Source organism: Actinotignum timonense (assembly GCF_030216305.1).
Classification (GTDB): domain Bacteria; phylum Actinomycetota; class Actinomycetes; order Actinomycetales; family Actinomycetaceae; genus Actinotignum; species Actinotignum timonense_A.
Genome location: NZ_JASOKT010000005.1, coordinates 66,868 through 80,442 on the forward strand (window position 1 = coordinate 66,868; position 13,575 = coordinate 80,442).

The 13,575-nt window shown below is 62.3% G+C and carries 11 protein-coding genes; 1 reads left to right on the top strand and 10 read right to left on the bottom strand.

Annotation, left to right across the window (positions count from 1 at the left end; genetic code table 11):
• Positions 1–60: 60 nt before the first annotated feature.
• The 9 genes from recA to dapB all read right to left on the bottom strand — a co-directional run bounded on the left by recA (position 61) and on the right by dapB (position 10,123).
• Positions 61–1,233, bottom strand: coding sequence for a recombinase RecA (gene recA, locus QP305_RS04475; protein WP_284896747.1), 1,173 nt, complete (start codon positions 1,231–1,233; stop codon positions 61–63).
• A gap of 216 nt (positions 1,234–1,449) precedes the next feature.
• Positions 1,450–1,686: a DUF3046 domain-containing protein gene (locus QP305_RS04480; protein WP_234984521.1), complete on the bottom strand. Its 237-nt coding sequence runs from the start codon at positions 1,684–1,686 to the stop codon at positions 1,450–1,452.
• Positions 1,687–1,867: 181 nt separating this feature from the next.
• Entirely contained in the window at positions 1,868–2,248 is a 381-nt protein-coding gene (locus tag QP305_RS04485; RefSeq protein WP_026428564.1) for a helix-turn-helix domain-containing protein, read from the bottom strand.
• 156 nt (positions 2,249–2,404) lie between these two features.
• Positions 2,405–2,947 carry a CinA family protein gene (locus QP305_RS04490; protein ID WP_284904186.1) on the bottom strand — a complete coding sequence of 181 codons (543 nt, stop codon included), beginning with the start codon at positions 2,945–2,947 and terminating at the stop codon, positions 2,405–2,407.
• A complete protein-coding gene (pgsA, locus tag QP305_RS04495; protein WP_087070963.1) occupies positions 2,944–3,555 on the bottom strand; it encodes a CDP-diacylglycerol--glycerol-3-phosphate 3-phosphatidyltransferase in 612 nt (203 codons plus the stop codon). The genes QP305_RS04490 and pgsA overlap by 4 nt, the downstream gene beginning before the upstream one ends.
• Before the next feature lie 9 nt (positions 3,556–3,564).
• Positions 3,565–6,501: an FtsK/SpoIIIE family DNA translocase gene (locus QP305_RS04500; RefSeq protein WP_284904187.1), complete on the bottom strand. Its 2,937-nt coding sequence runs from the start codon at positions 6,499–6,501 to the stop codon at positions 3,565–3,567.
• 61 nt (positions 6,502–6,562) lie between these two features.
• Entirely contained in the window at positions 6,563–8,239 is a 1,677-nt protein-coding gene (locus tag QP305_RS04505) for a ribonuclease J (protein ID WP_284889643.1), read from the bottom strand.
• Positions 8,240–8,458: 219 nt separating this feature from the next.
• Positions 8,459–9,367 carry a 4-hydroxy-tetrahydrodipicolinate synthase gene (dapA, locus tag QP305_RS04510; RefSeq protein ID WP_284904189.1) on the bottom strand — a complete coding sequence of 303 codons (909 nt, stop codon included), beginning with the start codon at positions 9,365–9,367 and terminating at the stop codon, positions 8,459–8,461.
• 9 nt (positions 9,368–9,376) lie between these two features.
• Positions 9,377–10,123, bottom strand: coding sequence for a 4-hydroxy-tetrahydrodipicolinate reductase (gene dapB, locus QP305_RS04515; protein ID WP_284904190.1), 747 nt, complete (start codon positions 10,121–10,123; stop codon positions 9,377–9,379).
• 37 nt (positions 10,124–10,160) lie between these two features.
• Here dapB and QP305_RS04520 point away from each other — a divergent pair, with 37 nt between their 5' ends.
• Positions 10,161–12,182 (top strand): ABC-ATPase domain-containing protein, encoded by a 2,022-nt coding sequence (locus QP305_RS04520; protein ID WP_284904192.1) that lies wholly within the window; start codon positions 10,161–10,163, stop codon positions 12,180–12,182.
• Positions 12,183–12,224: 42 nt separating this feature from the next.
• On the opposite strand, the gene QP305_RS04525 is transcribed toward QP305_RS04520, so the two are convergent.
• Positions 12,225–13,538 carry a M16 family metallopeptidase gene (locus QP305_RS04525; protein WP_284904193.1) on the bottom strand — a complete coding sequence of 438 codons (1,314 nt, stop codon included), beginning with the start codon at positions 13,536–13,538 and terminating at the stop codon, positions 12,225–12,227.
• Positions 13,539–13,575 lie beyond the last annotated feature (37 nt).

The window sequence follows — 13,575 nt, forward strand, 5'->3', positions numbered from 1 at the left end:
GATCGACCGCCGCCGGTATCGGTATCGGTATCCGAGTAGTGTGCCACCCCGACCACCTACTTAGAAATCAACGGTTTCCGCGGCGTTACCAGTGCTTTTCGCGGATGCGGCTTGCTTAGCACCGCCAGCTCCTGCGGTAGCGCTATCTGCTCCGGCCTTAGCTTCAGTTTCGCTTGCTTCAGCTTCCTCCGGGTCTTCCCGCAGGCCGGCCTTGCGGAGAATTTTATCCTCAATTTCATCACGCAAATCCGGATTATCCATGAGGAATTGGCGGGCCTTTTCTTTACCCTGGCCTAATTGGTCACTCTCATACGTGAACCAGGCACCGGCCTTGCGGATGATATTCAGTTCCACACCAACATCGAGGAGGCTTCCCTCCCGGGAAATCCCCTCACCGTAGATGAGGTCAAATTCTGCCTGCTTGAAAGGCGGTGCCATCTTGTTCTTGACGATCTTGACACGGCAGCGGTTCCCCACGGGTTCACTACCGTTTTTAAGGGTCTCAATGCGCCGCACGTCCATACGGACGGAGGCGTAGAACTTGAGGGCTTTTCCACCGGTGGTGGTTTCCGGGTTACCGAACATAACTCCGATTTTTTCACGCAGCTGGTTAATGAAAATGGCGGTGGTGCCCGAGGCGGAGAGCGCACCGGTCATTTTCCGCAGCGCTTGGCTCATGAGGCGTGCCTGCAAGCCAACGTGGGAATCACCCATATCGCCTTCAATTTCGGCCTTGGGAACGAGGGCTGCCACGGAGTCGATGACGATGATGTCAATCGCGCCGGAGCGAATGAGCATATCGGCAATTTCCAAGCCCTGTTCTCCGGTATCCGGCTGGGAGACAATCAGCGAATCGGTATCAACGCCCAGAGCCCGCGCGTAGATTGGGTCAAGCGCGTGTTCCGCGTCGATAAACGCGGCGATCCCGCCATTGCGCTGCGCGCTAGCAACAGCGTGGAGCGCAACCGTGGTTTTACCCGACGATTCCGGACCGTAAATTTCCACCACGCGCCCGCGCGGCAAGCCACCAATGCCAAGGGCAATATCCAGAGCAATAGATCCGGTAGGAATGACTTCCACCCGCGGACGGACATGGTCACCCAGCCGCATCACGGAGCCCTTACCGAATTGCTTATCAATTTGCGCCAGAGCGGTATCAATTGCTTGTTTGCGATCATCCACTGCGGGGCGCCCGACCGTTTTGGTGCGGGCACTAGCTTTAGCTGCGGCCATATCCCATCCTTACTCACGTTTCCTACAGATCAGGCCTAGGCGAGACACTCCCTCTCCGAGAGGCTCGAGATCACTGTATATCCGGCCTACGACATACTTAGGCGCCGCGAAACTCCTGTGGATAACGCTGACGCCTGAGGATCTGTGGACTATTCTAATACGAACGGTTGTTCGGTACCGCATGGAGGCGGTGTGTCACCCACTGCATTCGCGCAGCTACTCGCGGGCCGCGAAATCTTCCGGGGTGAGCCGGTGGAGGTAATGGTAGTAATCCGGAAATCCCATCGTCTCGCACACGGCATCCCAGATCCGCTGCGGATCTTCCCCGGCTTCGAGGGCTTGAGCCGGGCTACGGTCACCCAGAGCGGATAGAACGAGATCTTGGGCTGCGCTTCTCCCGCGCCCGTGCGGGAAAGCACGATCAATATTGAGCCAGAATTCAGATTCACGCACCGGTGCTTTGCATTCCTTTATTGGTGTGGGGCTTCGATTAGGGCGCCTGGTGAGAAGCGTTCGACACAGCATAACGGCGCGTATCAAGGGATACTGAAGCTAGTGAGCTAGCTCCGAGCGCTCCCGCTTCGCGAGCGGGGCGCTACCTTGACCGCGCCGTTTGCGACGTGGTGTATAGGGATTACTTCGTAGTGGAAAGTTCCCCGCGCATGAGTTCTGCCGGGCTTTCCGGTACGCGCAGGTGGGCCGGGATGCGACCTTCAACCAGGTCAATCCGATCAGCAACCAAGCGCAGCACGTGACTCATGGGCACGTTGAGCGCCCGGCAGATCGAGGCGAGGAGTTCCGAGGAAGCTTCTTTCTGACCGCGTTCGACTTCGGAGAGGTATCCGAGGGAAACACGTGCATCGGAGGAAACTTCCCGCAGGGTACGCCCTTGCCGCTGCCGGTAGGCCCGCAAAACCTCGCCAATCTCTTCGCGAAGGAGAGCGGGTTGGCGCTGTTCAGGACGCACTACGAAATCATTCTTCCGGGTTACGCCGGTACGGGTATCAATTGTCATCACTAACCTCAACGCCTACTTCCTGTTTTTATTCCCCACAGAGCGAAACATCTTCATCGCCTCCGGTGCCAGGCTCGTGGCACGAGGCCATCAAAAGGTTCCACAAATATTAAGCCAGGCGAATCTGAAGATTTACTGGGAGCGAACAGGAGTTAGTCAGGACACAGCCGACTCGGCGCACTGATCGGTTGCGCCGTCGTGCAAAAACGCGGCAAGAAGTTCGACGGCGCCGCGCACCGCCCCGCTCCGTACGTCGCTACGGCCCCCGGCAATATGGAGCTCGCGCGCCATATGCGCCCCGCTCCGCGTGCTCACCGCGATCCACACGGTTCCCGCCGGGTGTCCATCATGCGGGCCGGGCCCGGCTACCCCGGTGGTGGCCATGCCGATATCCGCTCCGGCGACGTCGCATACGCCACGGGCCATCTGGAGCGCAACTTCCCAGTCCACCGGCCCGTGGCTGGCTAAACGCTCGCTGGACACTCCGAGGATGCTGGCTTTGAGGTCGGTGGCATAGCTGACCACTCCCCCGCGCAGCACCGCGGAAACTCCGGGAATGGTGACGAATTGTGCAGTGAGCAGCCCGCCGGTGAGGGATTCTGCGCAGGCGAGACTGAGGCCGCGTTCGTGCAAGTTCCTCACGCAAGTTTCCGTGAGCGCGGCGAGGTCCGCGACGCCACCTGGCTGCGCCGTCGTCATGAGTGCGCCTCGTGGCCGCTACCGCGGGCGATCCGCACCGCGTCGCCGACGTACCCGACGGCGGACCACACCGAGAGTACAAGCGCCACCCCGAGGGTGATCCACCCGAGCCACTGGAAAATATCTCCGCCCGGGTGCCCGAGCCACGCAATCCACGGCAGCATGAGGATACCGGCGCCGATGGACTGGGCAAACATTTTGAGTTTGCCAATCCAGCCGGCCGCCATGACCTGTTTGGTCACCACGAGCATCCGCACCAGGGTGATGAAAATTTCGCGGGCGATCATGAGGATAGTGACCCACCACCACAGCCGGTCGTGGAGCGAGAGCATAATGAGCGCCGCCGCGATGAGGCCTTTATCAGCGATGGAATCGGCGAGCTTCCCGAAGTTGGTGATGAGGCCCCGCGAACGCGCCAGCTGCCCATCGAGACGGTCAGTGAACGCGGCGACGGCGAAAACTACCCAGGCCCAGAAACTGCGGGTGGCGGTCGGCTCCCAGAACACCCAGATAAAAACGGGGATGAGGATGATCCGCGCGACCGTCAAAGCATTAGCAATATTGAGGAGGGGCGGCTCGCTCGCCTCCGGAGCGTTCGTGTGAGACATGGCCCTACTTTACCGCCCCGTGAGCTGCCAAGCGTCCTCCCCGGATTCGCCGGCGGGGTCATCGTCGTCGTACCAGGTGGGGACGGTGCTCTCCGGGTCGTGTGTCAGTGGATCTTCGGCGTAGCGGTTTGCGTACCCGGTGCCGGCTCCGGCGCCGTTCGCACCGTTTGCACCGTTTGCACCATTAGCACCGTTCGCTGTGCCCGCACCGTTTGCGCCGTTCGCACCGTTTCCAGCGTAGGCGCCATTAGCACCGTTCCCGGCGTTCCCGCCGTCCGCACCGTGCCCCGTTGCGGCGCCGCCTGCCCCGGCCTCGGTTTCCGCCTCGCTCGGTTCGTCCTCGTAAATAGAGTCGCGTTCTCCGCGCAGCATGGCGAGGGCATCCTCCACCAGTTCCGGGGCCACCAGCACGTCGCGGGCCTTGGAGCCTTCGGAGGGCCCCACGATTTCGTATTGTTCGAGCAGGTCCATCATCCGCCCCGCCTTGGCAAAGCCGATGCGCAATTTACGTTGCAGCATGGAGGTGGATCCGAATTGGGTGGTGATCACGATTTCCGCGGCCTGGAGCAGGATATCGAGGTCCTCACCGATTTCTTCGCGCTGTTTCTTTTCGCGCCCGGCGGCTTCCACCGTTTCTTGGAAATCTTCGCGGTACTGGGGGCGCAGCTGCGTCTTCACGTGCTCGACCACGCGCTCAATTTCCGCCTCGTCCACCCAGGCACCCTGGAGGCGAATCGGTTGAGCACCGCCCGGCATAAAGAGCGCGTCACCCTGGCCAATGAGTTTCTCCGCCCCGCCCTGGTCAAGGATGGTACGCGAGTCGGCCAGCGAGGAGGTCATAAAGGCCAGGCGGGAGGGAATATTTGCTTTGATGAGACCGGTGACCACGTCCACGGAGGGCCGCTGGGTGGCGAGCACCAGGTGAATACCGGCGGCGCGCGCCAGCTGGGTGATGCGCTGGATGGAGGATTCCACGTCGCGCGGGGCCACCATCATCATGTCAGCCAATTCGTCCACCACAACCAGCAGGTAGGGGTAGGGCTGGAGGGTACGGTGCGGATCGTGTGCCTTAACGGTGCCCGCCCGGATCGCCTCGTTGAAATCGGTGATGTTCTTGAAGCGGTAGGACTGCATATCGTCGTAGCGCGCGTCCATCTCCTTGACCACCCATTCCAGCGCCTCGGCGGCCTTCTTCGGGTTGGTGATAATCGGGGTGATGAGATGGGGAATACCCGCGTAAATCGTCAGTTCCACGCGCTTGGGATCCACGAGGATCATCCGCACTTCGTCCGGGGTGCAGCGCATAAGTACCGAGGTAATCATCGAGTTGATGAACGACGACTTTCCCGCACCGGTAGCGCCCGCCACCAGCAGGTGCGGCATTTTTGCCAGGTTGGTGACCACGAACTGCCCGCGCACATTCTTCCCCACCGCCACGGTGAGGGGATGGTGGTCACGGCGCGCCACGTCGGAAGCCAAGACGTCGCCCAACTGCACCACTTCACGGTCCGCATTGGGAATCTCAATACCGATCGCAGATTTGCCAGGAATGGGCGAAAGAATACGCACATCGGCGCTTGCCACCGCATAAGCAATATTTTTCGAGAGCTGGGTGATGCGCTCGACTTTGACGCCCGGCCCCAGCTCCACTTCGTACTGGGTGACCGTCGGTCCGCGTGAAAAGCCGACCACCTGCGCATCCACCCCGAAATCGGTGAAGACCTGGGTGAGCGCGGCAACAACGCGATCATTCGCCTCGGTGCGTTCGGGATGCACCGCCCCGCGTTTGAGCAGATCCGGGGAGGGCAGCTCATACAAAATACTCGGGTCAAGGGCTAGCTGCTGGGTGCGGGTGAACGGTGCGCCAGTATCGGGTGCGGGAAGATCAGGCACCGTGGCCGCCGCATCCTGGGTTTCTGTAGCGCCGCCGGTTTTCTTGGTACGCACCGTTTTTTTCGGCGACGACGCCGCCCGGCCCGCCGCCCCGCTACCCGCCGTGGCTTGCGGCAGCACCGTGGTGGCGCCCTGGCCCTGCGCATCATTGGCACCGCTGGCACCGTTGGCACCGTCTGCCCAGGCGGCCCCCGCCGCCCCGTCCGCGCCGTTCCCGCCGTCACTGGCGGCGGGATCGGTAGCGGCGTCGTCGTGCTCAGAAGAAGCCCCGGACAGTGCCGCATCCAAGTAACTGCGCGCGGTTTTCTTGCCGCGCCGCGACGTGCGCCCGGCGCTGGGGAGGCGGGTGGTGTTCTCCGCCGCGTCAATATCATGCGGGGAATCGTAGGGCACCGAGGCGGAATGCCCACGGTTGGCGATCTCCTCCCCCGCATCAAGCTGGCGCTGTTCGCGCCGGTCTCGAATGGTGGCAGCAATATCCGCCATGGACACGTCGGCAATATAGAGCCCGGCCCACAAAATAATAATGACGAGAATGGGAACAGCACCCCACGGGGAGAACAGCATCTCGAGGACGCCCCCGCCAAGCCAACCGATCAGGCCGCCGGCGTTTTCTACGTCCGCGAAGTGGTCGGCCGGGCTGCGCGGTTGTTTCACAACGTGAATAATGCCGGCCAGGCACACCACGATAATCAACACGCCCAGCAGTACCCGCCGGTGTTCATTCCCGCGCGCCGGGACCACCAGCCTGATAGCGAGGGCCAGGAAGACGGCGGGAATAAGAACGGAGAGCAGCCCGAAGATACCTGCGGTGGCGTGGTGAATAACCCCGCCGAGTACCCCGGAAATATTGAACCATTCGCGCAGTGCCACAATAACCGCGAGACCGAGGAACGTCGCCACGAGGGCGTTGCGTACATTCCCCGTCAGCTGGCGCCCCTCCGCCCGCTCCGTACCCGCACCGTTAGCGGACGGTGCGGTACGGCGGGACGGACGGCGCGCGGGCGCCGTCGTCTCTTTCTCGGTTTTTTTGACACGTCGCTGAAACTTCACATCAAAAGCCTAGCCTTTGTGCAAAAAGTTGCCCCTCCCGGCGCGCCGCATGCGAGGGGGACTACACCTCCACGACGGTCGGAATAATCATGGGCGAACGGCGCAATTTACGCGAGACCCAGCGCCCCACCACGCGTCGCATGGCCTGCTGCATCCCGTAGCTATCCGAGCCCTTCGCCACGGCTTCTTCCAGGGCACGCGTGACTTCCGGAGTGATGCTGTCAAAGACGGTCTCATCTTCGGCCATGGCGCGTGCCTGGAGGTGCGGGCCGGTAACGATGCGCCGCGCATTGGTATCCACCACCGCGAAAATAGCAATAAAGCCTTCGTTGGAGAGGATCTGGCGGTCCTTGAGTTCGGATTCGGTAATATCCCCGACCGAGGAACCGTCCACGTAAATATTCTGGAAAGGCACCGAGCCGACGAGGCGAACTTCGCCGTCGATCATATCGATAACCGAACCGTTTTCCGCCAGAATCACATTATCGGCAGGCACCCCGGTTTTCACCGCGACACCGGCATTAGCGACCTGGTGGCGCACCTCCCCGTGAATGGGCATGGCGTAGGCCGGCTGCAAAATGTTGTAGCAGTAGAGCAATTCGCCCTGGGCGGCGTGCCCCGATACGTGCACCCGCGCATTTCCCTGGTGGATAACATTCGCGCCGAGCTTGATAAGCCCGTTGATCACCCGGAACACCGAATTTTCGTTTCCGGGAATGAGGGAGGAGGCCAGCAGCACCGTATCCCCGGGATTAATTGCCACCTTGGGGTGGGAACGATTCGCGATGCGGGAAAGCACCGCCATGGGTTCGCCCTGGGAGCCGGTAGACATGTAGATGCGGCGGTTTTCGGGCAGATCCTTCATATTTTTGAGATCGACGACGGTGCCCTCTGGCACGTCCAAATACCCCAGATCCTCCGCAATTTTCATATTGCGCACCATGGAGCGGCCCACGAAGGCAACCTTGCGCCCGTTGTGGGCCGCGGCGTTGAGGACCTGCTGGACCCGGTGCACGTGCGAGGCGAAAGAGGCGACGACGATCTGCCCGGTGGCCCCGCCGATCACCGAATCGATCACCGGCTGAATTTCCGACTCGGAATGCACAAAACCGGGGATTTCCGCGTTGGTGGAATCGCACATGAACAGGTCTACGCCTTCATCCCCGGCTGCTGCGAATGCACGCAGGTCGGTGAGGCGCCCGTCCAGTGGGAGCTGGTCCATCTTGAAATCACCGGTGATAAGAATATTGCCCTCCGGGGTGCGGATGAACAGGGCCAGCGCATCCGGAATGGAATGGTTGACGGCAATGAACTCAAATTCCATGCCCGCGATACTCATGGAATCCCCTTCGGCCACCACGGTGACATTCGGGGTGATGTGATGCTCCTGGAGTTTCGCCTCCACGAAAGCAATGGTCAATTGGGAGCCGATCACCGGGATATCCGGGCGCATTTTCAGCAGGTAGGGCACCGCCCCGATATGGTCCTCATGCCCGTGGGTGAGCACGATGGCGGCAATATCCTCGAGGCGGTCTTCCAGGTAGTCAAGATTGGGGAGAATAAGATCAACACCGGGCTGGGCTTCTTCGGGGAACAGCACGCCACAATCAGCAACCACCAGTTTTCCCTGGTATTCAAGAACATTGCAATTGCGGCCAACTTCACCGAGCCCACCTAGGGGAACGATACGAACGGCGTTCCGCAGCGGTGGTACAGATTTCTTCACTTCATCACTCACCCCTGTATTCTCTCACGAAGCGGGGCGCTTCCATAGGTGCTTCATGCCCGGGCGTAAAACTGGCGGCTTGCTAGTCCGCGGCGGCGGGGCACGGCGCGGCGCGGGGAGCACAACCTCGGCGCGGCACGGCGCGGCACGGCGCGGCACGGTGCCCGCACCCTCGGCGGGGCACGGCGCAGCACGGGGCGCCCGCCGCCGTTGCCGCCGTGCCCGCACCGGCTAATCCGCGAGGAGCCCTTCGGCGCGCAGCGCTTCCGCCAGTTCCGCGATCTGCGCCGCGGAGGCTCCCACCAGGGGTAGCCGCAGGGTTGCCGAGGGGATAACCCCGAGGAGCTTGAGCGCCTCTTTGGCCATAACGGCGCCCTGACCACTTCCCATAATCGCGGAAATAATATGGCGCTGCGCGGCGGCTTCCCGGCGGGCGGCGGGCAGATCCCCGGCATCAACCTGCTCCACCAGGGCCCGCAAGCGCGCCGCAATAACGTGCCCGGCCACCGAAATCACCCCGGAGGCACCGTGGGCGAGCCAGGCGAAATTGAGGGCGTCGTCCCCCGAGTAATACTCCAGGCCGGTACGCGCCATTTTCACGAAACCTCCCGCCACGTCCCCGGTGGCATCTTTGACGGCGAGGATGCGCGGATGCTCCGCTAGCCGTAGCAGCGTATCCAATTCGAGCCGCACCCCGGTGCGCCCCGGGATATCGTAAACCATGACGGGCAGATCGGTTGCTTCCGTCACGTTCAAAATATGCTGGTACACGCCCTCTTGGGAGGGCCGGTTGTAATACGGGGCGACGACGAGCAGCCCCTGCGCCCCACTTTTTTCGGCACCGCGGGCAATGCGCACGGCGTGGGCAGTGTCATTAGAACCGGCGCCGGCGATAACCATGGCGCGATCCCCCACCGCCGCGCACACTTCCCGCACCAATACATCTTTTTCGGGCTGGTGCGTGGTGGGAGATTCCCCGGTGGTGCCCGAGAGGAGCAGGGCATCGCAGCCCTGGTCCACGAGGGTGGTGGCCAGCGCCACCGCGGCATCAACATCCAAGGAGCCGTCGACGTGAAAAGGGGTCACCATCGCAACGCTGACGGATCCGAAACTGCGTGAAGGCAAAGTGTGCTCGTCCATGAGCTCAGCCTATCGTCCCCAGCTCATATACTGCTCTAATCCCACCTGCACGCCCGGATGTTGGTCAATGCCACGGATAGCGAGAAGCACCCCGGGCATAAACGATTCGCGAGTAAAAGAATCCTGGCGCAAGGTGAACTGTTCGCCCGGGTTGCCCAACAGCACCGTTTCGTGGGCGTTCAGGCCCCGTAGGCGCACCGCGTGCACCGGGATGCCGGCAATTTTCTCCCCGCGGGCGGGCGCCGGCCCACAGGTCGCATCGGGAGCGGGAGCGCATCCGGCCGCCGCCCGGGCCGCCGCGATTTTCTCCGCGGTGGCACGCGCCGTTCCCGAGGGAGCATCCACTTTATCGGGATGGTGCATTTCCACCACTTCGACGGATTCGAAATACGGGGCGGCCATTTCCGCGAACATCATGGTGAGCACGGCGCTCAAACCGAAATTCGGAGCGATGAGCACATGGCGCCCCGTCTCCTTGGCCACCGCCTCAATACGTGCGATTTTTTCCGGGGTCCATCCCGTTGCCCCGACGACGGCGTGGCAGCCGTGAGTCAGGAGGGCTCGCACGGTATCTTCCGTGGCATCGGGAACGGTGAAGTCCACTCCCACAGTGGCGCCCGCCAGGGTCTGGGCGTTGATGGGATCGTCCTTGGTGATCCGGGCGGTCAGGTTCATATCGGGGGCGGCGGTGACGGCGGTGCACACGGTGCTCCCCATCCGTCCCGCCGCTCCCACCACAGCTACGTTGATAGTCATACCGTCCATGCTACGTGGCCTGGATAGACTAGGGGCTATGAGTTTTGGATATGAGCACAGCTCGGAACGTTACGATGCCCGCGGCGGGCGGGACTACCGGGGAGGCCGGGGCCCGCGCGGGGGCCAGGATCGCCAATATGACCGTCGGGATAGGCGGGGCGGGGCGCCCCGTGAACGGCGCGAATTTGCGCGGGTCGAAGGAGGCGACGTCGACCTTATCGACCGCCTCCACGAACTGGACGGACGCAATTACCCTGCCTACAAGTCGGTTATCGGCGATTACGACTACGGCATGTACACGGTGCATATTGATCGGGTGCAATCCGATCCCTACGCCCCGCCGTCCGCGCTGCGGGTGACGGCCGATCCAGCGAAGGTGGGGATTCCCGCTGATTTGCTCACCACTCCGGAGCAGCGCCTGGCTGTTGCTGATTTCCTGGCCCGTACTTTTGCGGAACGCGCCCGCCATTCTCGCGATATTTCCATCGCGAAAGTGGGGCAAGAAATTCTGGAGCGCTCCAGCGCTACCGTTTTCGCCAATCACGTAGAGCTGCGTTTCCAATGCCACTTCCCAGCGCAGGGGCGCACGATCCTCGGGCATGCTATGGCCCAAACCGCAGATGAGTACCTTCCCGAAATCATTGAAGCCACACTCAATTTCTCCTCCGAAGGGGAAGAGTTTGCGGCTCACCGGGACGCGTTACGTAAACATGTAGAAACATATGAGGATTATCTCGCCCTTCAGGACGTGATTCGGGAGCGCGGTTGGATTGGTTTTATTAACGACGGCGCAGTACTGGTGCGCCGGTCGGGTATTTCCGATCTGCCTTTGAGTGATGCCATTGCCTTCTCCAGCCCGGAGAATTTGCGCGAAAGCGTGCAGCTGCCCCATGCCGGTGAGGTGACCGGTATGCCGGTTATTCCGGGTATTACGGTGATCGTCGGCGGGGGCTACCACGGTAAGTCCACGCTGCTCTCCGCGCTGGAGCGCAGTGTTTACCCGCATATTCCAGGGGATGGACGCGAGCTGGTCGCCATGGATCCCAGCGCGGTGAAGGTGCGTGCCGCCGATGGGCGCTGGGTGACCGGTGTGGATGTTTCCGCTTTCATTAATTCCCTGCCCGATGGCACGGACACCACTGATTTTTCCACCGAAAATGCTTCGGGTTCTACTTCGCAGGCCGCCGCGATTGCCGAGTCCATTGAAGCCGGTTCGCGGGTCTTGCTTATTGACGAGGACACCTCGGCCACAAATCTCATGATTCGTGATGAGCGGATGCGTGCCCTGGTGCCGGCAAACCAGGAACCAATTACGCCTTTTGTGGATCGGATTGCTGGTATGGCGCGCGCCGGTATTTCCACCATTATGGTCATGGGTGGCTCGGGCGATTATTTGGATGCCGCGGATCGGGTGCTCCTCATGGACCACTATGTGTGCCACGATGTTACGGAGCAGGCCCGGGAGGTTGCCGCGGCGCACCCGCGGGAGCGCAATGATATTGCCGAGTTTACGCACCCGGCGCCGCGCTATCCGCTCCCCCTCAAGGCCCACGGGGTCAAGGCGAAAACGAAGTCGCGCGGGGTGGATCTTATTTCTCTGGACCGCGCTGATATTGATCTCAGCGATGTGCCCCAGATTGTGGATCCGGGCCAGACCGCTGCGATTGCCTGGGCGATTCGCTCCCTGACCGACCCCACCCGCGCTCTGTGCCTGCGCGGCAAATACACCGTTCCGGAAGGTATTGCGCGCCTGGAGGAGACCATTGCCACGCACGGCCTGGATGCCCTGGGGGCCGGCGAAAAACCGGCTTTCCTGGCCCGGCCACGCGCGGTGGATATTGCCGCGGCGCTCAACCGCTACCGCACCCTCAAGGTGGTGCATGCCCCGGTGGGCGAACCGGCCGCTAGCGAGCCCGCGGCGGATGCGAGGGAGGCGGACGGCGCGGAGGCTGGTGCGGCCGCGCCGTCGGCAACAAGTGCGGGCTCCGCACCCAGTGCCCCGTCCGCGCCATCGGGCGACAGCGCCCCATCCGCGCCTAGCCCGGAGGACGCCGAATAGCCGAAAACCGACTAGCGAACTAGCGGCCCAGCGGAGCGCCCGCTAGTTCTCCGGTCCCACGGTTACGCATGAACGCTGGCCTGCCGCAATGCGGCGGGCCAGCTCGTTTATATCTGCGGCGCGCACGGCGCGGGCACGGCGCAGGTGTTCCTCATGCGAAATGAGGCTGCCGCGCACTAGCTCCGAAGTGCCGAGCCGGGTCATGGCGGTGCCCACCCGCTCGGCGTCGAACACAATATCGGCGCGCAGGCGCCGGAAGGCGGATTCCGTTTCTTCTTCGCTCACGCCGTCGCGGGCGAGGCGATCCAATTCGGTCATCATGAGTTCGCGCACGGTACCCACATTATGCGGGGCGCAACCGGCCGCCAGGCAGAACATGCCGCCTTCGCGGTAGCTGATCGGGAAGGAATAGGTCGAGTAGGCCAGAGCGCGCCGTTCCCGAATTTCCTGGAAAAGCCGCGAGGAGGTTCCCCCACCCAGAATCGCATTGAGGGCGAGCAAGGCGGGCAGATCCTCACTGGTCAAGCGCAGCCCCGGCATCCCCACGATAACCGCCGCCTGCTCCACTTCCTTCGGAACGTGCAGCTCGCGCGCTTCCTGGTAGACGATAGGCGGAGCGATACGGCGCGGGTGGGCGTCACGCTCCGTGCTCAGGTCCCAGCCTCCGGCGCTCAGCGCACCCACCGCCAGCTCGCATAGCCTGTCGTGATCAACGGCGCCCGCGGCAACCACCACCACTTCATCAGGATGGTAGACCCCGTGATAGTGCTCGAGAAGCGCCTCGTGCTGGAGGGCCCGCACCGTCTGCGCCGTTCCCCCAACGGGGCGCGCCAACGGGTGATCCCCGAAGACCAGCTGCGGGATTTTTTCCATCGCGGTATCGGTGGCGTCGTCGGCATACATCGCGAGTTCTTCGAGGATAACGCCGCGTTCCACAGCGAAATCTTCGGCGCTGAGGGTCGCGCTGGTGAGCATATCGGCGAGGATATCGATGGCCTGGGGCAGGTCCTCGTCAAAAATATGGCCGTGATAGTGGGTGTATTGCTTCGAGGTGGCCGCGTTGAATCCCCCGCCCAGGTAGTCCGTTTCTCGCGAAATATCGAGGGAGCTGCGCCGCTTCGTGCCTTTGAACAGCAGGTGCTCAAGGAAATGGGTGGATCCTTGGGTCTCCGCCACTTCGTCGCGAGACCCGGCGCCCACCCACATGCTGACGTAGGTGGAGTGAATATGGGGCAGGCGGTAGCTGAGGACACGTAGCCCGCCGGGGAGGACGGTGCGGCGTAGGAGTGCGCCGTCGTCGTCAATATTGAGACTGGCGCCCGCGTTAAGCGGAAGGGGCAGTTCGCTATACATCATGGGAATACTTTTCTGGATAGTTACGCAAACTCCCCGA

What these genes read in the sequence shown, in the direction of transcription:
- recA (WP_284896747.1), bottom strand. Translation starts at nt 1,233, where the DNA reads ATGGCCGCAGCTAAAGCTAGTGCCCGCACCAAAACGGTCGGGCGCCCC.
- QP305_RS04485 (WP_026428564.1), bottom strand. Translation starts at nt 2,248, where the DNA reads ATGACAATTGATACCCGTACCGGCGTAACCCGGAAGAATGATTTCGTA.
- QP305_RS04490 (WP_284904186.1), bottom strand. Translation starts at nt 2,947, where the DNA reads ATGACGACGGCGCAGCCAGGTGGCGTCGCGGACCTCGCCGCGCTCACG.
- pgsA (WP_087070963.1), bottom strand. Translation starts at nt 3,555, where the DNA reads ATGTCTCACACGAACGCTCCGGAGGCGAGCGAGCCGCCCCTCCTCAAT.
- dapA (WP_284904189.1), bottom strand. Translation starts at nt 9,367, where the DNA reads ATGGACGAGCACACTTTGCCTTCACGCAGTTTCGGATCCGTCAGCGTT.
- dapB (WP_284904190.1), bottom strand. Translation starts at nt 10,123, where the DNA reads ATGACTATCAACGTAGCTGTGGTGGGAGCGGCGGGACGGATGGGGAGC.
- QP305_RS04520 (WP_284904192.1), top strand. Translation starts at nt 10,161, where the DNA reads ATGAGTTTTGGATATGAGCACAGCTCGGAACGTTACGATGCCCGCGGC.
- QP305_RS04525 (WP_284904193.1), bottom strand. Translation starts at nt 13,538, where the DNA reads ATGATGTATAGCGAACTGCCCCTTCCGCTTAACGCGGGCGCCAGTCTC.